The 22,928-nt window shown below is 70.9% G+C and carries 29 protein-coding genes; 17 read left to right on the plus strand and 12 right to left on the minus strand.

Going from position 1 to position 22,928, the window contains the following annotated elements; all coding sequences use genetic code 11:
• Window position 1: 1 nt before the first annotated feature.
• Genes GEV27_RS15585 through GEV27_RS15600 form a run of 4 tightly spaced genes read right to left on the minus strand, consistent with a single transcriptional unit; the run spans window position 2 to window position 3,083 of the window.
• Window positions 2–592 carry a nucleoside triphosphate pyrophosphatase gene (locus tag GEV27_RS15585; RefSeq protein ID WP_153934983.1) on the minus strand — a complete coding sequence of 197 codons (591 nt, stop codon included), beginning with the start codon at window positions 590–592 and terminating at the stop codon, window positions 2–4.
• Window positions 589–1,254 (minus strand): hypothetical protein, encoded by a 666-nt coding sequence (locus tag GEV27_RS15590; protein ID WP_153934984.1) that lies wholly within the window; start codon window positions 1,252–1,254, stop codon window positions 589–591. Before GEV27_RS15590 ends, GEV27_RS15585 begins: the two co-directional genes overlap by 4 nt.
• 3 nt (window positions 1,255–1,257) lie before the next feature.
• Window positions 1,258–1,509, minus strand: coding sequence for an acyl-CoA carboxylase epsilon subunit (locus GEV27_RS15595; protein WP_153909387.1), 252 nt, complete (start codon window positions 1,507–1,509; stop codon window positions 1,258–1,260).
• The gene (locus GEV27_RS15600; protein WP_153654947.1) at window positions 1,506–3,083 is read right to left on the minus strand and encodes an acyl-CoA carboxylase subunit beta; all 1,578 of its coding nucleotides are present in this window, start codon (window positions 3,081–3,083) and stop codon (window positions 1,506–1,508) included. Before GEV27_RS15600 ends, GEV27_RS15595 begins: the two co-directional genes overlap by 4 nt.
• A gap of 66 nt (window positions 3,084–3,149) precedes the next feature.
• Here GEV27_RS15600 and GEV27_RS15605 point away from each other — a divergent pair, with 66 nt between their 5' ends.
• The 5 genes from GEV27_RS15605 to purE all read left to right on the plus strand — a co-directional run bounded on the left by GEV27_RS15605 (window position 3,150) and on the right by purE (window position 7,281).
• Window positions 3,150–3,959, plus strand: coding sequence for a biotin--[acetyl-CoA-carboxylase] ligase (locus GEV27_RS15605; protein WP_153651778.1), 810 nt, complete (start codon window positions 3,150–3,152; stop codon window positions 3,957–3,959).
• A gap of 173 nt (window positions 3,960–4,132) precedes the next feature.
• A complete protein-coding gene (locus GEV27_RS15610) occupies window positions 4,133–4,645 on the plus strand; it encodes a PH domain-containing protein (RefSeq protein WP_153909386.1) in 513 nt (170 codons plus the stop codon).
• Window positions 4,632–5,621: an adenylate/guanylate cyclase domain-containing protein gene (locus GEV27_RS15615; protein WP_153651780.1), complete on the plus strand. Its 990-nt coding sequence runs from the start codon at window positions 4,632–4,634 to the stop codon at window positions 5,619–5,621. The genes GEV27_RS15610 and GEV27_RS15615 overlap by 14 nt, the downstream gene beginning before the upstream one ends.
• Before the next feature lie 9 nt (window positions 5,622–5,630).
• Window positions 5,631–6,746 carry a 5-(carboxyamino)imidazole ribonucleotide synthase gene (locus GEV27_RS15620; RefSeq protein ID WP_309222302.1) on the plus strand — a complete coding sequence of 372 codons (1,116 nt, stop codon included), beginning with the start codon at window positions 5,631–5,633 and terminating at the stop codon, window positions 6,744–6,746.
• 22 nt (window positions 6,747–6,768) lie between these two features.
• On the plus strand, window positions 6,769–7,281 hold the full coding sequence (purE, locus tag GEV27_RS15625) for a 5-(carboxyamino)imidazole ribonucleotide mutase (protein ID WP_153651782.1): 513 nt from the start codon (window positions 6,769–6,771) through the stop codon (window positions 7,279–7,281).
• 9 nt (window positions 7,282–7,290) lie between these two features.
• Here purE and GEV27_RS15630 read toward each other — a convergent pair whose 3' ends face one another.
• A complete protein-coding gene (locus GEV27_RS15630) occupies window positions 7,291–7,905 on the minus strand; it encodes a pyridoxamine 5'-phosphate oxidase family protein (RefSeq protein ID WP_153651783.1) in 615 nt (204 codons plus the stop codon).
• Between the two features lie 10 nt (window positions 7,906–7,915).
• Window positions 7,916–8,509, minus strand: a complete 594-nt coding sequence (locus GEV27_RS15635; protein WP_153651784.1) for a hypothetical protein — start codon at window positions 8,507–8,509, stop codon at window positions 7,916–7,918.
• 55 nt (window positions 8,510–8,564) lie between these two features.
• Here GEV27_RS15635 and GEV27_RS15640 point away from each other — a divergent pair, with 55 nt between their 5' ends.
• From GEV27_RS15640 to GEV27_RS15665, 6 genes are all read left to right on the plus strand, one after another.
• Entirely contained in the window at window positions 8,565–9,476 is a 912-nt protein-coding gene (locus tag GEV27_RS15640) for an aminoglycoside phosphotransferase family protein (protein WP_228765277.1), read from the plus strand.
• A 40-nt stretch (window positions 9,477–9,516) separates the two neighbouring features.
• The gene (locus tag GEV27_RS15645; RefSeq protein ID WP_153934986.1) at window positions 9,517–10,191 is read left to right on the plus strand and encodes a VOC family protein; all 675 of its coding nucleotides are present in this window, start codon (window positions 9,517–9,519) and stop codon (window positions 10,189–10,191) included.
• Window positions 10,192–10,231: 40 nt separating this feature from the next.
• Window positions 10,232–11,293 (plus strand): succinyl-diaminopimelate desuccinylase, encoded by a 1,062-nt coding sequence (gene dapE, locus GEV27_RS15650; protein WP_375335594.1) that lies wholly within the window; start codon window positions 10,232–10,234, stop codon window positions 11,291–11,293.
• Window positions 11,278–12,018 (plus strand): TIGR00730 family Rossman fold protein, encoded by a 741-nt coding sequence (locus tag GEV27_RS15655; protein ID WP_153651788.1) that lies wholly within the window; start codon window positions 11,278–11,280, stop codon window positions 12,016–12,018. The genes dapE and GEV27_RS15655 overlap by 16 nt, the downstream gene beginning before the upstream one ends.
• Window positions 12,019–12,029: 11 nt before the next feature.
• A complete protein-coding gene (locus GEV27_RS15660) occupies window positions 12,030–12,596 on the plus strand; it encodes a DNA-3-methyladenine glycosylase I (protein WP_153651789.1) in 567 nt (188 codons plus the stop codon).
• A 76-nt stretch (window positions 12,597–12,672) separates the two neighbouring features.
• Window positions 12,673–13,266 carry a hypothetical protein gene (locus GEV27_RS15665; RefSeq protein WP_153934987.1) on the plus strand — a complete coding sequence of 198 codons (594 nt, stop codon included), beginning with the start codon at window positions 12,673–12,675 and terminating at the stop codon, window positions 13,264–13,266.
• Window positions 13,267–13,271: 5 nt separating this feature from the next.
• Here the strand turns inward: GEV27_RS15665 and GEV27_RS15670 are convergent, their stop codons facing one another.
• Window positions 13,272–14,078 carry an enoyl-CoA hydratase/isomerase family protein gene (locus GEV27_RS15670; RefSeq protein ID WP_228765278.1) on the minus strand — a complete coding sequence of 269 codons (807 nt, stop codon included), beginning with the start codon at window positions 14,076–14,078 and terminating at the stop codon, window positions 13,272–13,274.
• A gap of 105 nt (window positions 14,079–14,183) precedes the next feature.
• Between GEV27_RS15670 and GEV27_RS15675 the strand changes: the two genes are divergently transcribed.
• Together GEV27_RS15675 and GEV27_RS15680 are read left to right on the plus strand one after the other, a co-directional pair.
• Window positions 14,184–14,345 carry a DUF3117 domain-containing protein gene (locus GEV27_RS15675; RefSeq protein ID WP_153651792.1) on the plus strand — a complete coding sequence of 54 codons (162 nt, stop codon included), beginning with the start codon at window positions 14,184–14,186 and terminating at the stop codon, window positions 14,343–14,345.
• Between the two features lie 14 nt (window positions 14,346–14,359).
• Window positions 14,360–14,704 carry a hypothetical protein gene (locus GEV27_RS15680; RefSeq protein ID WP_309222303.1) on the plus strand — a complete coding sequence of 115 codons (345 nt, stop codon included), beginning with the start codon at window positions 14,360–14,362 and terminating at the stop codon, window positions 14,702–14,704.
• A gap of 291 nt (window positions 14,705–14,995) precedes the next feature.
• On the opposite strand, the gene GEV27_RS15685 is transcribed toward GEV27_RS15680, so the two are convergent.
• Window positions 14,996–15,625 (minus strand): O-methyltransferase, encoded by a 630-nt coding sequence (locus GEV27_RS15685; RefSeq protein ID WP_153651794.1) that lies wholly within the window; start codon window positions 15,623–15,625, stop codon window positions 14,996–14,998.
• A gap of 135 nt (window positions 15,626–15,760) precedes the next feature.
• Between GEV27_RS15685 and sigE the strand changes: the two genes are divergently transcribed.
• Together sigE and GEV27_RS15695 are read left to right on the plus strand one after the other, a co-directional pair.
• On the plus strand, window positions 15,761–16,342 hold the full coding sequence (sigE, locus tag GEV27_RS15690) for an RNA polymerase sigma factor SigE (protein WP_153909378.1): 582 nt from the start codon (window positions 15,761–15,763) through the stop codon (window positions 16,340–16,342).
• Between the two features lie 32 nt (window positions 16,343–16,374).
• Window positions 16,375–17,181: a hypothetical protein gene (locus GEV27_RS15695; protein WP_153934989.1), complete on the plus strand. Its 807-nt coding sequence runs from the start codon at window positions 16,375–16,377 to the stop codon at window positions 17,179–17,181.
• A 10-nt stretch (window positions 17,182–17,191) separates the two neighbouring features.
• Here the strand turns inward: GEV27_RS15695 and GEV27_RS15700 are convergent, their stop codons facing one another.
• Entirely contained in the window at window positions 17,192–17,506 is a 315-nt protein-coding gene (locus GEV27_RS15700) for a sec-independent translocase (protein WP_153651797.1), read from the minus strand.
• Window positions 17,507–17,515: 9 nt separating this feature from the next.
• Window positions 17,516–18,655 carry an Mrp/NBP35 family ATP-binding protein gene (locus GEV27_RS15705; RefSeq protein ID WP_153934990.1) on the minus strand — a complete coding sequence of 380 codons (1,140 nt, stop codon included), beginning with the start codon at window positions 18,653–18,655 and terminating at the stop codon, window positions 17,516–17,518.
• A gap of 76 nt (window positions 18,656–18,731) precedes the next feature.
• Here GEV27_RS15705 and GEV27_RS15710 point away from each other — a divergent pair, with 76 nt between their 5' ends.
• Complete coding sequence (locus GEV27_RS15710; RefSeq protein ID WP_309222304.1) at window positions 18,732–20,414, plus strand: ATP-binding cassette domain-containing protein; 1,683 nt, start codon at window positions 18,732–18,734, stop codon at window positions 20,412–20,414.
• Entirely contained in the window at window positions 20,411–21,016 is a 606-nt protein-coding gene (locus GEV27_RS15715) for a bifunctional 2-polyprenyl-6-hydroxyphenol methylase/3-demethylubiquinol 3-O-methyltransferase UbiG (RefSeq protein WP_153909374.1), read from the plus strand. The genes GEV27_RS15710 and GEV27_RS15715 overlap by 4 nt, the downstream gene beginning before the upstream one ends.
• Window positions 21,017–21,092: 76 nt before the next feature.
• On the opposite strand, the gene GEV27_RS15720 is transcribed toward GEV27_RS15715, so the two are convergent.
• On the minus strand, window positions 21,093–21,599 hold the full coding sequence (locus GEV27_RS15720; protein ID WP_153651801.1) for a DUF1003 domain-containing protein: 507 nt from the start codon (window positions 21,597–21,599) through the stop codon (window positions 21,093–21,095).
• Window positions 21,592–22,854, minus strand: a complete 1,263-nt coding sequence (locus GEV27_RS15725; RefSeq protein ID WP_194839955.1) for a magnesium transporter MgtE N-terminal domain-containing protein — start codon at window positions 22,852–22,854, stop codon at window positions 21,592–21,594. Before GEV27_RS15725 ends, GEV27_RS15720 begins: the two co-directional genes overlap by 8 nt.
• Window positions 22,855–22,928 lie beyond the last annotated feature (74 nt).

Consider the following 22,928-nt stretch of genomic DNA (forward strand, 5'->3'; position numbering starts at 1 on the left):
TTCAGCTTGACAGGGTCCAGAGGGAGGTCCATGGGATTCCAAGGTCCCTGGCCATGTCGCGCAGGACCGGCAACGACAGGCCGACGACGTTGTGGTGGTCGCCCTCGATGCCGCGGATGAACGCCCCGCCGAGGCCGTCGATCGTGAACGCGCCGGCGACGTGCAGCGGCTCGCCGGTCGCGACGTAGGCGTCGATCTCGTCGTCGGTGACGTCGGCGAAGTGGACGATCGTGGACGCGGTCTCGATGAGCTCGTCCTCGCCGCGGCGCACGCAGTGCCCCGTGTGCAGGACGCCGCTGCGCCCCCGCATGCGGCGCCAGCGCCCCACGGCCTCGTCGGGCCCTTCCGGCTTGCCGAAGATCTCGCCCTCGAACGCCAGCACGGAGTCGCAGCCGATGACGAGGGCGTCCGGCTCGACCTGTGCGGCGACGGCGCGGCACTTGAGCTGGGCGAGCGCGGCGGCGAGATTGCCGGCGTCGGTCGTGGTGACCTGGTCCTCGTCGACGCCCGACACGATCACGTCCGGCTCGATGCCGGCGCTGCGCAGCGTCGCGAGCCGGGCGGGGGACTGGGACGCGAGCACGACCCTCATCGCAGGGCTCCTTCGTCGTAGCGCTGTCGGACGACCTCGAGGCGAGGGTCGTGCAGCAGCTCGGCGATCAGCGACTCGGTGCCGCCCACGCCGGTCCAGGTGCCCTCGATGGTGGTGGTCACGAACCAGGCGTGGTCGGCGGGCCACATCAGGTTGGGGCTGTTGATGTCACGCGGCACGCCGCCGCCGTAGCTCGCAGCTCCCCACCGGCCGGCGTCGGCCAGGGGGCCGGCGAAGAGGAAGTGCTCCTCGCCGTTGACGGTCAGCAGAGGACCGGCCATGACGTCGGGAGGGAACGCGGGGGGAGGCGGGGCCTTCGGCTTGTCCTTGGTGAAGATCCGTCCGGGCCACCGTGACGGACCCGAGAACGCGGTGAGGAAGCCCGCGGCCTCGCCACCGTGGATGTCGCCGTAGCCCTCCCACAGCGCGAAGCAGCAGTCGTCCGGGGTGCGGGTGTGCCGCGCCAGGACGTCGACGAGGGCCGCGAGCAGGGCGCCGTCGAGGTGCCCCTCGAAGCGGTCGCCCTCACCCGTCGGCGAGTGGAGCACCCGCGCGTACGCCGCGAAGCCCGACGGTCCGAGGTGCGCCCTGAGCGCGGCCGGCGCCGGGTCGTCGAGCAGCCAGTCAGCGGGGCTGAGGTCGGACAGCGGGCGCAGGGTCATTGCTCAGCGGCCGAACGAGGACCGACGCCACTGATCGGGCCCGAAGGTGTGCACGGGCCGGACCTGACGGGCCGGGTGTCCCCACTCGGAGCGGAGCCTCGGCTTGGTGCGCGAGGCGGCGTTGGCCGCGGCCGCGTTGCGCGCCGCCACGACGGCCACCAGCGCGGCCAGCTCCTCGGCGCCCAGGTCGCCCTTGACCACCCGCAGGATCGGCGTGTGCGTCGCCTCGGTGGCCGCGGTCTCGTCGCCGCTCACAGGGGGATGTTCCCGTGCTTCTTGGGCGGAAGCGTCTCGCGCTTGGTGCGCAGCAGGCGCAGGCCCTTGACGATCTCAGCGCGAGTCTGGCTCGGCTCGATGACCGCGTCGACGTAGCCGCGCTCGGCCGCGAGGTACGGGTTGCAGAGCGTGTCCTCGTACTCGGTGATGAGCTCGGCGCGCAGCGCGTCGGGGTCGTCGGACGCCGCGAGCTCCTTGCGGTAGAGGATGCCGACTGCGCCCGTCGCGCCGACGACCGCGATCTGGCCGGTGGGCCAGGAGATGTTGAGATCGGCGCCGAGGTGCTTGGAGCCCATGACGTCGTACGCACCGCCGTACGCCTTGCGGGTGATGACCGTGATGAGCGGGACCGTCGCCTCGGCGTACGCGTAGATGAGCTTGGCGCCGCGGCGGATGATGCCGTCCCACTCCTGGTCGGTGCCGGGCAGGAAGCCGGGCACGTCGACGAACGTCAGGACCGGGATGTTGAAAGCATCGCAGGTGCGCACGAACCGGGCGGCCTTCTCGGACGCGTCGATGTCGAGGCAGCCGGCCAGCTGCATCGGCTGGTTGGCGACGATGCCGACGCTGCGGCCCTCGACCCGTCCGTAGCCGATCACGATGTTCTGGGCGAACAGCGGCATGACCTCGAGGAAGTCGCCGTCGTCGAGCACCGCCTCGATGACGGTCTTGATGTCGTACGGCTGGTTGGCCGAGTCGGGGATGAGGGTGTCGAGGGCGAGGTCGGTCTCGTTGCGCTCGAGATCGGCGACCTCGGGGTAGACCTCGGCCTCCTCCATGTTGTTCTGCGGCAGGAACGAGATGAGCGCCTTGGCGTACTCGATCGCGTCCTGCTCGTCGGCTCCCATGTAGTGGGCGTTGCCGCTCTTGGTGTTGTGTGCGCGGGCGCCGCCGAGATCCTCCATCGTCACCTCCTCGCCGGTGACGGTCTTGATGATGTCGGGGCCGGTGATGAACATGTTGGACGTCTTGTCGACCATGATCACGAAGTCGGTGACCGCGGGGGAGTAGACGTGGCCGCCGGCGTTGGCGCCCATGATGAGCGAGATCTGCGGGATGACGCCTGACGCGTGCACGTTGCGCTTGAAGATCTCGCCGTACAGGCCGAGCGAGACGACGCCCTCCTGGATGCGCGCGCCCGAGCCCTCGTTGATGCCGATGATGGGGCAGCCGGACTTGATCGCGAGGTCCATGACCTTGGTGATCTTCTCGCCGTACACCTGGCCGAGCGAGCCGCCGAAGACGCTGAAGTCCTGGCTGAAGACGCACACCTGGCGGCCGTCGATCGTGCCGTATCCGGTGATGACGCCGTCGCCGAGCGGCCGGTTCTTGTCCAGGCCGAAATCGGTCGCCCGGTGCCGGGCCAGCGCGTCGAGCTCGACGAACGAGCCCTCGTCGAGCAGCTGGTCGATGCGCTCGCGGGCGCTCTGGCGACCGCGGGCACTCTGCTTCTCGTGCGCGCGCTCGGCCATCTCGACGAGGGCTGTGTCGCGCCGCTCGATGAAGTCCGCAAGCTTGCCGGCGGTGGTGTGCAGCTCGGGCTTGGCTTCCATCTCGTGTTCAGTCACGCAGGTCAGAGTAACGACAGCGGGGCCCATCGGATATGTGAGTCTGTTCTCATGTCCTATCGCGACCTCGACCGCCCGCCCCTTGACACGGCCGCGCTGCGGTCGGCGCTGACGGGGCCGAAGCGGTTCTTCTCCGAGGTCGTGGTGACCGCGCAGACCGGCAGCACGAACGCCGACGTGGCCGCCGCCGCGAGGTCCGGCGCGCCGGAGGGGCTCGTCCACGTCACGGATGCGCAGACCGCCGGCCGGGGGCGTCTCGACCGGACGTGGGAGTCCCCCGCCGGGTCCGGCGCGATCGTGTCGGTGCTCTTGCGCCCCGACGGCGTCCCGCCCGCCCGCTGGGTGTGGCTGCCGCTGCTCGCGGGCCTCGCGGTCGACGCGACGGTGCAGGAGTGCGGCGTGGGCTCGTCCCTGAAGTGGCCCAACGACGTGCTGGTGGACGGCCGCAAGATCGCCGGCATCCTGCTCGAGCGGACCGAGACGCCGATCGGTCCGGCCGCCGTCGTCGGGGTGGGCCTGAACGTCTCGCTGCGCCGCGACGAGCTGCCGACTCCGGCGGCGACGTCCCTGTTGCTGGAGGGCGCCACCGAGACGGACCGCACGATCGTCATCCGGGCGTTCCTGCGCAATCTCGAGGCGCTCTACCGGGCCTGGTCGGCGTCGGGCGGCGACCCCGCAGGCGGGATCCGCGACTCGTACGTCCGACGGTGCGTGACGATCGGCCAGCGCGTCCGGGTGACCCAGCCCCACGACGAGCCGTTGGAGGGACTGGCCACCGGCATCGACGAGATGGGCCGACTGCTCGTGGACGGCCGGGCGATCAGCGCGGGCGACGTCACCCACGTGCGCCCGGCGGGGTGAGACAATCAGCGGCATGAGCGAGCGCCAGCGAGTGAACAGTGAAGCAGTCATGCCGGCACCGACCTACTGTGCGCTTCCTCGGGAGGTGGCGGCATGAGCGAGCGCCAGCGAGTGAACAGTGAAGCAGTCATGCCGGCACCGACCTACTGTGCGCTTCCTCGGGAGGTGATGGCATGAGCCTGTCGCGCAAGCTGATGATCGACGGGGAGCAGACCGTCGAGACGACCCGCACCCACGTGAAGGTGCTGTTCGTGCCGTTCCTGATCCTGCTCGTCCTGGCGGTCGCTGCGGGGTTCCTCGTCCCGCGGGTCGGTGACAAGGGCGACGGCGTGGTCGGCTGGATCGTCGTGGCGGTCGCGGCGGTGCTGCTGATCTGGGGCGTGCTCCTGCCGTTCCTGAAGTGGTACCTGTGGACGTACACGCTGACCACCAAGCGCCTCCTCGAGCAGAAGGGCATCCTCACCCGCACCGGCCGGGTGATCCCGCTGAGCCGCGTCAACGACGTCGCGTACGAGAAGAACCTCAACGACCGTCTGCTCGGCTGCGGGACGCTGATCATCCACGACGCGAGCGAGCAGGCCGGTCTGCAGCTGCGCGACATCCCGAGGATCGAGGCGTTCCACCGCACAGTCTCCAACCTGGTCTTCGAGCAGCACGGGACCGCGAGGAACGATGAATCGGTCTGACCTGCGTGAGAAGCTCGTCCGCCTGATCCTGGGCGGCGAGCTCACCCTCACGAGCGCCGAGGCGGCCGACAAGGGCGGGCTCTCGGTCGAGGACGGCCAGCGACTGTGGCGTGCGCTCGGATTCGCCGACACCGGCGACAGCATCGCGTACGGCGACGCCGACGTCGATGCGATCGCGGCTGTCGCCTCGACCATCCACGACCAGGTCATGGACGAGCAGACCGTCTTCCGGATGACCCGGGCGCTCGGCACGACGATGTCCCGCCTCGCGGACTGGCAGGTGACGACGCTGATCGAGCAGATCGAGCGCGACGTCCAGGAGGGCAAGGCACCGACACGTCTCGACGCGGCCGTCCAGCTGGCCAAGTCGGCCGGCCCGGGGTTCGAGCACCTCATGGTCTACGCGTGGCGGCGCCACCTGGAGGCGGCGACGGCCCGCATGGAGGCGCTCGGAGCCGCGGACGAGGAGCTGCTGTCCACGGTCATGACCGTGGGCTTCGCGGATCTGTCGCGCTTCACGTCGCTGTCCAACGGGCTCGACGACAACAGCCTCGGCGCGCTCGTGGAGAACTTCGAGACCCGGTGCTCCGACATCGTGACCGCGCACGGCGGGCGCGTCATCAAGACGCTCGGCGACGCGGTGCTGTTCGTGTCCGACGACCCGGCGGAGGCCACCCGTACCGCCCTCGACCTGGTCAAGCAGATCGCGTTGCGGTCCGAGCTGCCCAACATCTGCGTGGGGCTCGCGACCGGGTCCGTCGTCAGTCGCCTCGGCGACGTGTTCGGTCCGCCGGTCAACCTCGCGGCGCGCCTCTCGCACGTCGCGCGGAGCAACCGGGTGCTGGTCGACGACGCCACCGCGGCGGCGATCACCGAGGAGTTCGACACCCGGGCCCTGCCGCCGCGCCCGCTGCGCGGATTCGGCAACGTCTCGCCCATCACGGTGACCGAGCGCCGCGGATTCCGGTCCCGCTAGGGTGGGCGCGTGCCCACACCTGAGCTCGCCGTCATCGGCGGAGGCCAGCTGGCCCGGATGATGCAGCAGTCCGCGACGGCCCTCGGCGTTCGCATCCGCCTCCTCGCGGAGGGGCCGGACGTGTCGGCCGCACAGGTCGTCCCCGACCACCGGGTCGGTGACTACACCGACCTGGAGACGTTGCGCGAAGTCGTCGCGGACGTCCCCGTGGTGACGTTCGACCACGAGCACGTGCCGCCGGAGCACCTGCGCACGCTGGAGTCCGAGGGGCACGCGTGCCGCCCCGGCCCGCACGCGCTGCTGTACGCCCAGGACAAGGGCTCGATGCGCGAGCGCCTCGGCGCCCTCGGCGCACCCTGCCCGCGCAACGCGCCGATCTCGTCGGCCCAGGACCTCGAGTCGTTCGGCTTCCCGGCGGTCCTCAAGACCACTCGCGGCGGCTACGACGGCAAGGGCGTCTGGGTCGTCCGCTCCGTCGCCGACGCCGAGGAGGCGTTCTCGGCCGGGACCCCGCTCCTGGCCGAGGAGCTCGTCGACTTCCGCCGCGAGCTCTCGGCGCTCGTCGCCCGTTCGCCGTCGGGGGAGGTCCGCGCGTACCCCGTCGTGGAGTCCCGCCAGGCCGGCGGCGTCTGCAACGAGGTCATCGCCCCCGCGCCCGATCTCGACCCCGCGCTGGCCGAGGCCGCCCGCGACCTGGCGGTGACGATCGCGACCGAGCTCGACGTGACGGGCATCCTCGCGGTCGAGCTGTTCGAGACCACCGACGGCCGGCTGCTCGTCAACGAGCTCGCGATGCGCCCGCACAACACGGGCCACTGGTCGATCGACGGAGCGCACACCAGCCAGTTCGAGAACCACCTGCGTGCGGTGCTCGACCTGCCGCTCGGCAGCACCGACGCCCGTGCGCCGTGGTCGGTCATGGTCAACGTGCTCGGTGGCAGCGTCGAGGACCTGCAGGCCCAGCGGTCCGTCGTCCTCGCCGCGGAGCCCGACGTCAAGATCCACCTGTACGGCAAGGCGGTCAAGGCCGGTCGCAAGGTCGGTCACGTGACGGCGTACGGCGACGACCTCGACGACGTGCTGGCCCGCGCCCGTCGTGCGGCTGCGCTCTTCATCGACGGCTGACGTCCCGGTAGGGTCCTTGCCCATGAGCGCACGCGTGGGCATCGTGATGGGATCGGACTCGGACTGGCCGACGATGGAGGCCGCCGCGACCGCGCTCAAGGAGTTCGACGTCGCGTACGAGGCCGACGTCGTCTCGGCGCACCGCATGCCCGACGAGATGCTGGCGTACGGACGGGATGCGCACGGGCGGGGCCTCGAGGTCATCATCGCCGGGGCCGGCGGCGCCGCCCATCTGCCGGGCATGCTGGCCGCGGTGACGCCGCTGCCGGTCATCGGTGTGCCCGTGCCGCTCAAGCACCTCGACGGCATGGACTCGCTGCTGTCGATCGTGCAGATGCCCGCGGGCGTGCCCGTCGCGACGGTCTCGATCGGCAACGCCCGCAACGCAGGGCTGCTCGCGGTGCGCATCCTGGCAGCGGGCGACAGCGACCTGACGGCGCGGATGATCGCGTTCCAGGCCGAGCTCGCGGACGTCGCGCGGGCCAAGGGCGAGAAGGTCCGCAACCCCACGGGCGGCGGCGCGGGCTTCCGCTGACCTCCTGCTTCAGTACAGGTTCTGGGCGTACTGCTGCCCGTAGTAGGCCTCGATCTGCTCCAGCGACTCGTCGGGGCGCTCGAGGTTCTTGGCGATCTGGGCACGGCTCATGACCGCGTCGGGGCGCCACGTCTCGGGCTGCCACAGGTCCGAGCGCAGGAACGCCTTGGCGCAGTGGAAGAACACCTGCTCGACCGCGACCTCGAGGATCACGCCGGGCCGGTGCCCCTTGACCTCCATGCGGTCGGCGTACGGCGCATCGGCCAGCAGGGTCGCCCGCCCGTTGATGCGCAGCGTGTCGCCTCGGCCCGGGACGAGGAAGAGCAGCCCGACGTGCGGGTTCTGCAGGACGTTGACGAAACCGTCCGCGCGACGGTTGCCCGGGCGCTCGGGGATCGCGATCGTCGTGTCGTCCAGCGCGAGCGCGAAACCGGCCGGGTCGCCCTTGGGCGAGACGTCGAGGCGGCCGTGGGCGTCCGAGGTCGCCACGAGACAGAACGGCGACGCTGCGAGCCAGTCCCGGTGCTCAGGGGCGAGCCTCTGCCGCTCCTTGTCGATCGCCCGCTGCATCGGGTGCCCGAGGAGGTCGCGCAACTGCGCCTCGGTCGTGATCTCGGTCCTCATGGTGCTCAGGCTACTCACGGACGTACGACGTGAGGGTGGTCAGCGTGGGCTCGGCCGGTGCGGAGGCGAAGCCGAACCGCACGGGTGGCGTGACCGGTGCGAGATCGCCCAGCTCCTCGCCCTCCCACGTCGCCCGGGCGCAGGACAGGTGCCGCACGCTCGTCGCGGCGTACCACTCGACCCGGTCGTTGCCGGCCGTCCCGTAGGTCTGCACGCCCGGCATCACGCGCCGTGCGACGGGGTTGCAGAGCCGGGCCCAGGACGACTGACGGCGCAGGTGCGACGGCACGAGCGACAGCAGGGGCGAGATCCAGATCCGCCGGCCGGGGGTGAACCGCACCTGCAGCGAGCGGGTGTGCACGGACCACTCCGGGCCGGTCTCGAGCGAGACGGGCTCGATGCGCACCTCGTCGAAGTCGTACGTCGAGGCCACGAAGTCGGCGATCTCCTGGCGGGGGGCGATCAGGATGCGGTGGCCCGAGGGCTGCTCGACCATGACGTCGGCGAACGTGCCGTAGGGGCTCTCGTCCCACATGCCGACGACGATGCGCGTGCCCGAGGTGGTGCCCAGCCCGGCGATGTGCCCCTCGAAGGAGTGCGTCATGCACCGAAGTGTGTCCCATGGCTCCACAGGTGGCACGCGGTGGCAGGCTGACCGCATGGCTCTCCTGCCGTTCGACCTGCCACCCGCGCTCCAGGCGTATGCGGCCCGCGGTGACGACTGGTTCCGGTGGGTCGCCGGTCTGCCGCGGGTCGTGCGTGAGCTGATCGACGAGTGGGAGCTCACGGTCGACGGCGACCCGCTGCACGGGCACACCGCGCTCGTGGTGCCGGTCGTCGCCGCGGGGGAGCGGCTCGTCCTCAAGGTCGTCATGCCGCACGAGGAGGCCCGCCACGAGGCGCTCGCGCTGCAGCACTGGCACGGGCGCGGAGCCGTGCGTCTCGTCCGGGCCGATCCCCGGCGTGACGCGATGCTGCTCGAGCGGCTGCAGACGCGTGACCTGGGCTCGGTCCCGGTGCTGCAGGCGTGCTCGGTCGTCGCGGGGCTCCTCGGACGGCTCCACGTGCCCGCACCCGCCCAGCTCGTGCCGCTCACGGCGTACGTCTCGAGGTGGACCGACGATCTCGCCGCGCTGCCTCGCGGCGCGCCTCTGCCGCGCCGGGTCGTCGAGCAGGCCGTCCACCTCGGACGGGCGTTCGTCGGCGACGACGCCAGCGTGGGGCGGCTCGTGCACGGCGATCTGCACTACGGCAACGTGCTGGCGGGCGACCGGTCCCCGTGGCTGGCGATCGACCCCAAGCCCGTGTCGGGCGACCCGCACTACGAGATCGCTCCGCTGCTGTGGAACCGGTGGGACGAGATCGTGGCGTCCGGGGACCTGCGCACCGCGATCCGCCGGCGGTTCCACACGGTGGTCGACGACGCGGGCCTCGACGAGGACCGGGCCCGCGACTGGGTCGTGGTGCGCGAGGCGATCCGCGCGATGTGGGCGATCCAGGACGGGGAGCCCGGCGCGGTCACGGGGGCGGTCACCGCGGCGATCACGATCGTCAAGGCGGTCCAGGACTGAGGGCTCGCGGACGTCCGCCCCCGCCGCTAGCCTCGGGAGCATGGCTCTCGTGACGTACAAGGCGCTGTGCATCGACGCTTCCGACGTGTCCGCCGTCCAGGGATTCTGGGCCCGCACCCTCGGCTACGAGCTGGCGGAGCTCGACGACGGTGACGCGGTCCTGCGCGGCCCCGATCCGGGCGAGGAGGTCTGGATCAACCTCGTGCCGGAGCCGCGGACGGTCAAGCAGCGCGTGCACCTCGACGTCCGTGCCGAGTCCCTCGAGCCGTTCGCGGGCCTCGAGCAGCTGAGCGCGCCGGGTGAGTTCGCGTGGACCACCTTCGCCGATCCCGAGGGCGGTGAGATGTGCGTCTTCACCTACGACGAGCCCCCCGCCAAGCGGCTCAAGGACGTCGTCGTGGACTCGGCCGACCACGAGACGATCTCGCGCTGGTGGGCCGACGTCATGGGTGGCGTGCTCGGCCACGACGACGGCTACTCCTATCTCGACGAGATCCCCGCCTCCCCGCTCGAGTCGATCGACTTCGTGCCGGTGCCCGAGCCCAAGACGGTCAAGAACCGCATCCACTGGGACGTCACCCTCCGCGAGGGCGTCACCGTCGACGACCTGGTCGGGGCGGGCGCGAACGTCCTGGCCCCCGCCGGCGACCAGCAGGAGTGGACGGTCATGGCAGATCCTGAGGGCAATGAGTTCTGCGTCTTCCCGACGCCATGACGACGCCGCCTCGTCACCCGCGCGTGATGGAATGAGTCCTGTGCCCGCACTCGACCTGACCACCGACGTCGTCGGCCTCACCGCCGCGCTCGTCGACATCGCCTCCGAGAGCCTCCACGAGCAGGAGATCGCCGATGCGATCGAGGCGGCCCTGAGCCCCCTCGACCACCTCGAGATCGTCCGCGACGGTCACACGATCGTGGCTCGCACCCACCTCGGCCGCTCCGAGCGCGTCGTCATCGCGGGCCACGTCGACACCGTGCCGGCCAACGGCAACTTCCCGTCCCGGCTCGAGGACGGGATCCTGCACGGCCTGGGATCGTGCGACATGAAGGGCGGCGTCGCAGTGGCGCTGACGCTCGCGGCGACGGTGCCCGAGCCGGTGCGCGACGTGACCTACGTGTTCTACGACGCCGAGGAGATCGCGGCGGAGTTCAACGGGCTGGGCCGCATCGCCCGCGAGCGTCCCGAGCTGCTGGCCGGTGACTTCGCGATCCTGATGGAGCCGTCCGACGCCGGCGTCGAGGCCGGCTGCCAGGGCACGATGCGGGTCGAGATCCGCACCGCGGGGGAGCGGGCCCACTCGGCGCGGTCCTGGATGGGCAGCAATGCGATCCACGCCCTCGCGCCGGTGCTCGCGACCCTCACGACGTACGAGCCGCGGCACGTCGAGATCGACGGCCTGGTCTATCGCGAAGGGCTCAACGCGGTCGGCATCAGCGGCGGCGTGGCGGGCAACGTCGTCCCCGACGAGGCGGTCGTGACGGTCAACTACCGCTTCGCCCCCGATCGCTCGGAGGACGACGCGCTCGCCCACCTCAACGAGGTGTTCGGCGGCTTCGAGCTGACGGTGACCGACACGGCACCCGGTGCGCTGCCCGGCCTCACCCGGCCCGCTGCGGCGGCGTTCGTCGAGGCGGTGGGCGCCGAGCCGCGTCCCAAGTTCGGCTGGACCGACGTCGCCCAGTTCACGCTGCTGGGCGTCCCCGCGGTCAACTACGGCCCCGGCGACCCTGTCTACGCCCACAAGGCGGACGAGCAGGTCCCCGTCGAGCACCTGGTCCGGGTGCTCGCGACCCTCGAGAAATGGCTGAGCGCATGAACGACCGTCCCGTCCACCAGAGAGGCCCCGTGCGGCTCCAGGGTGCAATGGTGCCCGACAGCACGACCGACCAGCGGCTGCTCGACTCGCGCGGGCCCACCGACTGGGTGCACACCGACCCGTGGCGGGTCCTGCGCATCCAGGCCGAGTTCATCGAGGGCTTCGGCGCGCTCGCCGAGCTCGGCCCCGCGGTCAGCCTGTTCGGCTCGGCCCGCACGCAGCCCGACGACCCGATGTACGAGGCAGGACGCCAGATCGCGGCGCAGCTGTGCGGCCACGGCTACGCGATCATCACCGGGGGCGGCCCCGGCGCGATGGAGGCCGCCAACCGCGGAGCGAGCGAGTGTGGCGGCGTGTCGGTGGGCCTCGGCATCGAGCTGCCCCACGAGCAGGGCATGAACGACTGGGTCGACCTCGGCGTCAACTTCCGCTACTTCTTCGTCCGCAAGACGATGTTCGTCAAGTACGCCCAGGGGTTCGTCGTGCTGCCCGGCGGATTCGGCACGATGGACGAGCTGTTCGAGGCGTTGACGCTCGCGCAGACGGGCAAGGTGACCTCGTTCCCGATCGTGCTGTTCGGCTCGGCCTACTGGGGCGGGCTCGTGGACTGGCTGCGCGCGACGATGGAGACCGACGGCAAGATCACTCCCGGCGACGTGGACATGCTGCACGTCACCGACGACATCGACGAGGCGGTCTCCTACTTCGTCAACCGGGCCGACTGAGGCGCCCATCGATGGCTGAGCCGACCCCGGTGGTCCGGTGCCCGTGGGGCGAGGACCCTGCGATGACGGCGTACCACGACACCGAGTGGGGCCGTGAGCTGCGCGGGGACCGCGAGCTGTTCGAGCGCATGTCGCTCGAGGCGTTCCAGTCGGGGCTGTCGTGGGCCATCATCTTGCGCAAGCGCGAGCGGTTCCGCGAGGTGTTCGCCGGCTTCGACCCCGAGGTCGTGGCCGGCTTCGGTGAGCCCGACGTGGCCCGGCTGCTCGACGACGCCGGCATCGTCCGCAACCGCAGGAAGATCGAGGCGACGATCAGCAACGCACGTACGCTCCTCGCCCTCGACGAGTCGTTCTCAGACCTCTTGTGGTCGTTCGCACCGCCGCCGCGTCCTGCGCCGACCTCGTTCGCCGACGTGCCGGCCACGACGCCGGAGTCGATCGCGATGGCCAAGACCCTGAAGAAGAAGGGATTTCGGTTCTTCGGCCCGACGACGGCCTACGCCTTGATGCAGGCCACCGGGATGGTCAACGACCACCTCGCCGACTGCGTCGCGCGGCCAGCATCCGGCGTCGCGTGACGCTGTGTCGCATCCGTCGCCCGCCCTCAGGGCGTGGCTCCGCAAATCCGGCGCCCTGTCGTCCTACGATCCGAGCATGTCCAACCGGAGGATCCCCCGCTCCCGCCGCGCCGTCGGCGCCCTCGTCCTGCTCGTCTCGGCCGTCGTCGTCGCCGTGGTCGGGCTCATCGTCGCGACCGTGCCCGTGCTGGTCGTCGCGACGTCCTACGCGGTCGTCGCGGGTGGGGTCGCCGCACGTCTGCTGTCCAACGAGATCGCCCAGGTCCGCCGTGACTGGGCGCGCGACCGCGCGACCCTGGCCGACGACAACCGCAAGATCGCAGTCGTCCGCTCGCGCGAGCACATCGAGTTCGCCGACCAGATGAGCCAGCGCATCAGTCTGCGCGATGCGCAGATCGCGAGCCTTCGCGACGCTCTGGTCACCGCCGAGATCGAGCTCGCTCAGGCCCGCGAGCGGGTGTCCGCCGAGCGGGCCCGGCGTGCGGCGCTCGAGGCCGACGTCACCAGCGCGCGCTCCGACCTGGAGTCGGCGCGGGTCGATCTGCTGGCAGCGCAGGAGGCGCTCGCCGCGAGCGAGTCCGCCGAGGTGCAGGTGCGGGCCGAGCTGCTCGCGTGGCAGGAAGCCGCGTCCGACGAGAGCAAGGCCGGGCACGACCGCAAGCTCGCCTGAGTCCCTCAGCGGCCGGTGAACTCCGGCTTCTCCTTGGCCAGGAACGCCTTGACCGCGGCCGCGTGGTCCGACGAAGCGGCCGTCAGCGCCATCTTCTGGCCCTCGTGCTGCAGTGACGTCGCCAGGTCGTGCGTCGCGGAGAAGGCCAGCGAGCGCTTGATGGCGCCGTACGCGAGCGTGGGGCCGTGGGCCAGCTCGTGCGCGAGCGTGGCGACGGCCTCGTCGAATGCGTCGTCGTCCACGACCGAGGTCGCGATGCCGATCTCGAGGGCCTCGTCGGCCGAGATGGTGCGCGGGCGCATGAGCAGATCTGTCGCCCGGGTGGTTCCCACCAGACGGGGGAGGGTCCACGAGGCGCCGGTGTCGCATGAGAACGCGATCGCGGCGAAGGCCGTGTTGAAGCCTGCCGAGCGCGCGACGACGCGGAAGTCCGCGGCGAACGCCATCGACGCTCCAGCACCGGCGGCGATCCCGTTCACCGCGGCGATGACCGGCTTGGGCATCGTCGCGATGGCCGTGGCGATCGGGTTGTAGTGGTCCTCGACGGTGCTCGCGCTGCCGTACGGGTCCTCCTCGCTCGCCATCCCGGCCAGGTGCTCCTGCAGGTCCTGGCCCACGCAGAAGGCCCGTCCGGCGCCCCTCAGCACCACGCAACGCACCGCGCTGTCAGCCGCTGCCTCGTGCAGGGCGTCGCGGAGCGCGACCTTCGTCGAGAGTGTCAGGCTGTTCATCTCGGCGGGTCGATCGAGGGCCACGGTCCCGACGCCGTCAGCCACCACGTACCTGATCGGAGAGGCTGTGGGAACGCTCAAGGGTGTCTCCTTTGGGACTGCGGTCGAAACCGGTCGGGGTATAGGCGATAATGGTAGGCATGCCTTGACCGACGCGGTGGGGGCGCCAGGACGAGAGGGGAACTGATGGCCGCCATGAAGCCACGGACCGGAGACGGGCCGATGGAGGTCACCAAGGAGGGCCGGTGCATCGTGATGCGGGTCCCTCTCGAAGGTGGGGGACGCCTGGTCGTAGAGCTCAACAACGAGGAAGCAGCCACACTCGGCGACGCGCTCAAAGCCATCTGATGTACGGGCTGACGGTGCGTTGGTCCTTGACCGACGCACCGAAAGGCACGCTCAAGGCCTTGCGGGCCTATGTCGAGGACGAGTCGTACGCGAAGTTCGCCGGCCTCGAGGGGCTGCGGTTCAAGACGTGGCGCGCCGTCAAGGGGCAGTGGTTCGAGGGCAGCTACGTCTTCGTGTCCACAGAGGCCCGTGAGGCGTTCCAGCGCTCGTTCGAGGTGGTGGCCGCGGACTCGGTGGTGTCCCAGCTGATCGGTTCGCCGCCGGTCACGATCGAGCCCAGCGAGGTCATCGGGGTCGTCCGCGGCCCGGCCGGCTTCCGCAGCTCCGGCCGCTTCGAGCACGCCCCCCACGGCGACTGACCCACCCACACCCAACGCTGAGGCGCGCCTCCCGTCCGCCGACGGGAGCCCCGCGTCCGCCGAGGGGAGCCTTGCGTCCGCTGACGGGAGCCTCCCGTCCGCTGAGGGGAGCCCCGCAGCGCGCCTCGGCTGACGGGAGCCGCGCGTCAGCGGACTGGGAGCGCGCCTCGGCGGGCGGCAGCCGCGCGTCAGCGGACCGTAGCCGCGCGTCAGCGGACTGGGAGCCGCGCGTCAGCGGACGGGAGGCGCGCGTCAGCGGACGGGAGGCGCGCCTCAGCGGATGGGGGCGGGTCAGGTGAGGAGCTGGGCGACGAGGAGTCCGTCGCCCAAGGGGACCAGCATGCTGCGTAGGCGGTCGTCGGTGGCGACGCGCTGCACGACCTCGCGGATCGCGGTCGTCTCGGGGTCGCGCTGCGACGGATCGGCCACGCGGTCGTGCCACAGCGCGTTGTCGAACGCGATGAGCCCGCCGGGCCGCACGAGGCGTACGGCCTGCTCGAGGTACTCGCCGTACTCGACCTTGTCGCCGTCGAGGAAGACCAGGTCGTAGCCGGCGTCGGTGAGGCGCGGCATCACGTCGAGGCCCGCTCCGGCGATGAGCCGGAAGCGCTGCGGGGCGAAGCCCGCCTCGGTGAACGTCTCGCGGGCAAGACGCTGGTGCTCGGCCTCGAGGTCGACCGAGGTGAGCACCCCGTCGGACTGCATCCCGCGCAGGAGCCACAGCCCCGACACGCCCGTGCCGGTGCCGATCTCGGCGATGGCCTTGGCCTGGATGGCCGAGGCGAGGAAGGACAGGACGGCACCGCCGCCGGTTCCGATGGGCACCACGCCGACCTCGTCGGCGCGCTGCCGGGCAGCGGCGAGATGGTCGTCCTCGCTCAGGTGGTCCTCGGCGAACGCCAGGCTGGCTGCGGTGGTGATGGTGGGCTCCTTGGTCGGTGGTGGGTCCAGCCTATCGGCGGGGAGCCCGCGGAAGGGGGAGGCTCGGACGAGGAAATGGGGAACCGTCAGGTGGTTCTGTGCGTTCTCTCAGGTGCAGGGACAACGATCGACACCATGAAGGCAGAAGACGTGGCCACCACGACGCTCGAGCGAGCCCCCCAGGACTGGGAAGGGATCGTCAGCGAGCACTCGGCCCGGGTCTACCGGTTGGCCTACCGTCTCACCGGCAATCGTCAGGACGCCGAGGACCTCACGCAGGACGTCTTCATCCGCGTCTTCCGCTCGCTAGACACGTACGAGCCGGGCAACTTCGGCGGCTGGCTGCACCGCATCACGACCAACCTGTTCCTCGACCGTGTACGCCGCAAGTCCCGCCTGCGCATGGACGGCTTCGGCGACGGCGCCGAGGAGCGGCTGCTCAGCGGCGAGGTGCTGCCGGAGTCCGCGGTGCACGACGCCAACTTCGATCCCGACATCGAGGCCGCCCTCGCGTCGCTCTCGGATGAGTTCCGCGTCGCGGTGGTCCTGTGCGACATCGAGGGGCTGTCCTACGAGGAGATCTCCGACGTGCTGGGCGTCAAGCTCGGCACCGTGCGCTCGCGCATCCATCGCGGCCGCACGCAGCTGCGGGAGGCCCTGGCGCACCGCGCCCCGTCCAAGGGACGCACCCGATTCGTGGGGCCCGTGGGCGTCTGATGCCTCACCTGGGTGCCGATGTCGCAGCATTCGTGGACGTACAGCTGTCCGACTCCGCGATGCAGGAGGCGTCCGCACATCTGCTGGCCTGTGACGAGTGCGAGCGCGCCGTACGCCAGCAGCGTCTCCTGAAGTCGCGGATGTCGACGTCAGCAGCGCCCGCGCCGCCGGCCGCGCTGCTCGCCTCCTTGGCCGACCTGGCGTCGGCCCCGCCCCCGAGCGAGGCCTGGTGGGAGCGCCTGGTCAGGTCCGCACCCTTCCGGTCGGGCCTCGTGCTGGTCGGCGCCGCGATCGCCGTCGTCGCTACCGCGTACGCCGTGGGGACGCCCGATCGTGTCGGCGACGAGGTCTCCCCGCCGTACGAGCGCTACGTCGCGGAGTTCGCGGGTGCGCCCCGCGCCGAGAGCGGGGGCACGATCACCGCATCGGCCATGAGCGAGCTCAGCAGCTCGGGGTGGCCGTGCCACGAGACGCTCGCAGGCGATCTTCAGCGCGTGTCGGGCTCCTACGCCGAGGCGGGGGAGGTGATCGCCCTGAGCTACAGCGACGGACGCTCCTCGCTCGACCTCTTCGAGCAGACCGGGGCGCTCGACCGGTCCGGGCTGGACGACTTCGAGCAGGCACGCCTGGGCGGGTCCGAGGTGTGGGTGCGCGAGGGCAGTCCGCTGGTCGTGACCTGGGACCGGGACGGCACGGTGTTCACCGTCGTGACCGACGTCGACCGTGAGCGCGTCGCGCGGGCCGTCGCCGAGCTGCCCAGCATGGGCCAGCAGCCCGGCCCGGTCGACCGGGTGGGCAACGGCCTGACCCGCATGACGTCCTGGCTGGGCGCGGCCTAGACCCACCCGGTCAGGTGGACTCGGGGTCGAACGGCGGGATCTCGCCCGGCCGCAGGATCCGGGTCTCCTTGGTCGCCGCAGGCGTCGTGTCCTCGAGGAAGTTGCGCCGGACGACCTCGCGCGGGTCCAGATCCTTCAGATCCAGCCCGGACAGGTCCTGGCCGATCTCCCGGCCGAGGTCGTTCTTGGCGTTGTCCGCCATCCTGCGCAGGGTGCGGACGAAGCCGCCGGCCTGCTTGGCGAGCTCGGGGAGCTTCTCGGGTCCGAACACGAGCAGGGCGACCACGAGGATCAGGCCGATCTCGGGCATGCCCATGCCGAACATGGTGGGAGCCTACAGGCGGCCGGCAGGTGCCAGGCCCAGCTGCATGCCGGCCAGGCCGCGCGAGCGTCCGCTGAGCTGATCGGCGATGCCCTGAAGGATCTTGGCCGACTCCGAGTCCGGATCGGACATGACGATCGGGTCGCCGACGTCGCCGCCCTCACGGAGCGTCTGGTCGAGCGGGATCTGGCCCAGCATCGGGACGTCGTAGCCGAAGCGGCCGCTGAGCGTCTCGGCGACCTTGGCCGCACCGCCGGAACCGAAGATCTCCATGCGCTCGCCGCCGGGGACCTGCAGGTAGGACATGTTCTCGATGACACCGACCACGCGCTGGTGCATCATCGAGGCCATCGTGCCGGCGCGCTCGGCCACGTCGGCCGCGGCAGGCTGGGGGGTCGTCACGACGACGACCTCGGCGTTGGGCAGGTGCTGGCCCAGGCTGATCGCCATGTCGCCGGTACCCGGGGGGAGGTCGAGCAGCAGGGCGTCGAGATCGCCCCAGTAGACGTCGCTCAGCATCTGCACGAGCGCACGGTCGAGCATCGGGCCGCGCCATGCGACGACCTGGTCCTTGCGGGGCTTGAGCATGCCGATGCTGATGACCTTGAGGCCCTTGATCGGGACCGGCATGATCATGTCCTCGACCTGGGTCGGGCGGATGTCGCCGACGCCGAGCATGTCGGGGATCGAGTGGCCGTAGATGTCGGCGTCGACGATGCCGACCTTGAGCCCGCGACGCACCATCGCGAGGGCCAGGTTGACCGTGACGGTCGACTTGCCGACACCGCCCTTGCCCGACGCGATCGCATAGACCTTGGTCAGCGAGCCGGGCTGCGCGAACGGCACCTCGCGATCGGCGCGACCGCCGCGCAGCATCGCCTGCATGTCCTTGCGCTGCTCATCGGTCATCACGCCCATGTCGACCACGACGCCGTACGCCGGCGCGACCGCGGCGACCGCAGCGGTGATGTCGCGGGTCAGGGTGTCCTTGAGGGGGCAGCCGGAGACCGTCAACAGGAGGCGGACGGTGATCTGCGCTTCCTCGATCGTGATCGTGTCGACCATGCCGAGCTCGGTGATGGGACGCTTGATCTCGGGATCGTTGACCGTGCCGAGCGCGGCGCGGATCTGTTCTTCGGTGACGACTGCCATGTCCCCATCGTACGGGGGGTATGGCAACCGGACGGGTGAGTGTGACCTAACAGGTCTGCACTGCGACGATGGACGCGTGGGACACCTCGACCTGAGCTCGATCAGCTTCACGCTCTCCGACGGGCGGCCGCTGCTGACCGATGTCAGCCTCCGTGTGGGCGAGGGGGCGAAGGTCGCGCTCATCGGCCCCAACGGCACCGGCAAGACGACGCTGACCCGCATCGCGACCGGGGACCTCGACCCCCACGCGGGTGCCGTGACGGTCAGCGGCGGCCTCGGCGTCATGCGCCAGTTCATCGGCTCGGTCCGGGACGACACGACGGTGCGTGACCTGCTCGTCTCGGTGGCCCCACCCGTCGTCCGTGCGGCGGCAGCGGAGGTCGACCGCACCGAGCTCGCGATGATCGAGCGGGACGAGGAGCGCGACCAGATGGCGTACGCCCAGGCGATCGTCGACTGGGGCGATGCGGGCGGCTACGACCACGAGGACATGTGGGACATCTGCACGATGGCGGCGCTCGGCGTGCCCTTCCAGCAGGCCCAGTACCGCCAGGTCACGACGCTGTCGGGTGGTGAGCAGAAGCGGCTCGTGCTCGAGGCGCTGCTCCGCGGGCCCGAGCAGGTGCTGCTGCTCGACGAGCCCGACAACTACCTCGACGTGCCGGCCAAGCGGTGGCTCGAGGAGCGGCTCGTCGAGACGCCCAAGACCGTCCTGTTCGTGAGCCACGACCGCGAGCTCATCGAACGCGTCGCGGAGCGCATCGCGACGCTCGAGCCGGGAGCAGCGGGCAGCACTCTGTGGGTGCACCCCGGCCGCTTCTCGACGTACCTGGACGCGCGGCTGGACCGCAACGCCAAGCTCGAGGAGCGCCGGCTCCGGTGGGACGAGGAGCGCGCGAAGCTCAAGGCGCTCGTGCTGATGTATCGACAGAAGTCCGCGTACAACTCCGACATGGCCGCCCGCTACCAGGCCGCCCAGACACGCCTGGAGAGATTCGAGCGCGAGGGCCCGCCCGAGGCCGTGCCGATCGCCCAGAGCCTGCGGATGCGGCTCGAGGGTGGGCGTACGGCCAAGCGCGCGGTCGTCGCCGAGCAGGTCGAGCTGACCGGGCTGATGAAGCCGTTCGACCTGGAGATCTGGTTCGGGGAGCGGATCGCGGTGCTCGGCAGCAACGGCTCGGGCAAGTCGCACTTCCTGCGCCTACTCGCGGGCGGAGGCTCGCGTCCCGACGTCGAGCACGAGCCCGTGGGCGACGTCGTGCCGCCCCCGGTGAAGCACAGCGGCATGGCCCGCCTGGGGTCGCGCGTGCGTCCGGGCTGGTTCGCCCAGACGCACGAGCACCCCTCGCTGATGGGCCGCACGCTCCTGGAGATCCTCCACCACGGCGACGGCCACCGCCGGGGGATGGGCCACGAGGGATCTGCCAAGGCGCTGGACCGGTACGGTCTTGCGAAGGCCGGTGAGCAGGTGTTCGACCAGCTCTCGGGCGGCCAGCAGGCACGGTTCCAGATCCTGCTCCTCGAGCTCGCGCACGCGACGATGCTCCTGCTGGACGAGCCGACCGACAACCTCGACCTGGAGTCCGCGGAGGCGCTGGAGGCGGCCCTGTCGACGTTCGAGGGCACGGTCGTCGCGGTCACCCACGACCGGTGGTTCGCGCGGAGCTTCGACCGGTTCCTGGTCTTTGGCTCCGATGGCAGGCTGTACGAGTCGGACGAGCCGGTGTGGGACGAGTCGAGAGTGGTGAGGGACAGATGAGCCAGGACCTGTTCACCGAGGACTACTGGGACGAGCGCTACGCGTCGGAGGAGCGGATCTGGAGCGGTCAGCCGAATCCTCAGCTGGTCGACCGGGTGACCGGCATGGCCCCCGGACGCGCGCTGGACGTGGGTGCGGGTGAGGGCGCAGACGCGATCTGGCTGGCCCGCCAGGGCTGGACGGTCACCGCGCTGGACGTCTCCCAGGTCGCGCTCGACAAGGCAGTCCGGCACGCGGTCGACGCCGGCGTCGCGGACCGGATCACCTGGCAGCGCGTCGATCTCAGCAGCTGGCTGGGTGACCCCGGCGCGTACGACCTGGTGTCGGCACAGTTCATGTACCTGCCGCAGCCGGCCCTGACCACGCTCTATCGCCAGCTGGGCGCGGCCGTGGCCCCCGGCGGGACGCTGCTGCTGGTCGGCCACCACCCGATCGACGAGAGGCCCGGCGACCACGACTTCCCGGACTTCCGCTGGACCGGCGAGGAGGCGGCCGGGTGGCTGGAGCCCGCCGAGTGGTCGTCGATCGACGTCACCACCGTTCGCCGTCAGGGCCACTCCGGGACGATGCACGACGCGATCGTCCAGGCCGTCCGCCGCTGACCGACGCCCCGCCCAGATGTGCGGGGTCTTGCACGGAATTCGCGCCAAAAAGCGTGCAGGAGTCCGCAGATCGGGGCTAGGGGGTCTCGGGCTCGTCGTGGTCGTCGCGCCGCTCCAGGTCGTTGACGAGGTTGCGCAGCTCGCTGCGGATGAAGTCGCGGGTCGCGACCTCCCCGATGCCGAGGCGCAGGCTCGCGACCTCGCGGGCGAGGAACTCCATGTCGGCGGCGGCCTGCGCGGTGGCGTCGCGCTCCTGCTCCTGCGTGACGCGGTCACGGGCCTCCTGGCGGTTCTGGGCCAGCAGGATGAGCGGAGCGGCGTACGAGGCCTGCAGCGACAGGATCAGCGTCAGGAAGATGAACGGGTAGTCGTCCCAGCGGTGGCGGTCCGGGCCGTAGGGCATGTTCCAGCCGATCCAGACCGCGACGAACACGGTCATCCAGGCGATGAACGTGGCCGTCCCGAGGAAGCGCGCGGTCGACTCGGCGAACCGGCCGAAGCGCTCGGGATCGGGCTCGCGGCGTCGGGGCCGGATGGATCGGCGGACCTCGCGGGGCTGGTCCAGACGTGCGCGCTCAGCCATGGGTGACCGCCTCCGCGTTGTCGGGGTCGCTCTCGCGCCAACCCTCCGGGAGGAGGTGATCGAGGACGTCGTCGATGGTCACCGCCCCGAGCAGGTGGGAGTTCTCGTCGACGACGGGGAGCGCGACCATGTTGTACGCCGCCAGGAGGTTGGCGACGTGCTGGAGCGAGGCGCCCGGGCGCGGCCAGTCGATGTCGTTGTCGACGATCGCGCCGACCAGCGTCGACGGGGGCTCGCGCAGGAGAGCCTGGAAGTGCACGATGCCGAGGAACCGGCCGGTCGGCGTCTCCAACGGAGGACGGCACACGTAGACCAGTGACGCGAGCGCGGGGCTCAGGTCAGGGTTGCGGACGCGCGCGAGAGCCTCGGCGATCGTGGCGTCGGGGGACAGGACGACCGGCTCGGTCGTCATCATCCCGCCGGCGGTGCGCTCCTCGTACGACAGCAGGCGGCGCACGTCCTCAGCGTCCTGCGGCTCCATCTGCAGCAGCAGACCCTCGGCGGTCGCGGCAGGCAGCTCGCCGAGCAGGTCGGCCGCGTCGTCGGGGTCCATCTCGGTGAGCACGTCGACCGCGCGACCCGGGTCCAGCACGCCCAGGATCTCGATCTGGTACTTCTCGGGAAGCTCCTCGAGGACGTCGGCGAGGCGCTCGTCGTCGAGCTCGGACACGACCTCCATGCGGCGCTTGGGCGCGAGATCCCGCAGCGCGTTGGCGACGTCGACGGGGCGCATCTCGTCCATCGTCGCGAGCAGGTGGGTCGCGCCCTGGGTGGTCTCCTCGGAGGTGAGGCCCTTGACCTCGTCCCACTCCAGCACCTGGTGGGGGCCGCGACGGCCGAACCGCTTGCCGGCGGCCTGGACCGCGAGATTCGAGATGTACCAGTCGCGGCGGGGGTCCTGCTCCATCGCGAGGTCGTAGACCGTGCCGGGGCTGCCGTCCGGCAGGGTCACGGTGCGGTCGAGGAGCTCGTGGATGGCCAGCGTCTCGGTGCTGCGCTGCTCGAACCTGCGGACGTTGACGACCCCGGTCGTGATGATCTGGCCCGAGTCGAGCGACGTCACCCGGGTGATGGGCAAGAAGACGCGACGGCGTCCGAGGACCTCCACCACGATGCCCAGCACGCGCGGGCGCTGCTTGGCCGACCGCACGGCCACCACGACGTCGCGCAGCTTGCCGACCTGGTCGCCCGCGGGGTCGAAGACTGCCTGCCCGACGATGCGGGACAAGAAGATCCGACCGGTCGTTGCGCTCACGGTCGAACTGTACCGGGGCGCGGGCACCACTTCGCCCACGACGCCGGGCCAGGTGTGTCCGCGTGCGAGGCGGG

The organism is Aeromicrobium sp. S22 (genome assembly GCF_009661045.1).
Taxonomy (GTDB): Bacteria; Actinomycetota; Actinomycetes; order Propionibacteriales; family Nocardioidaceae; genus Aeromicrobium; species Aeromicrobium yanjiei.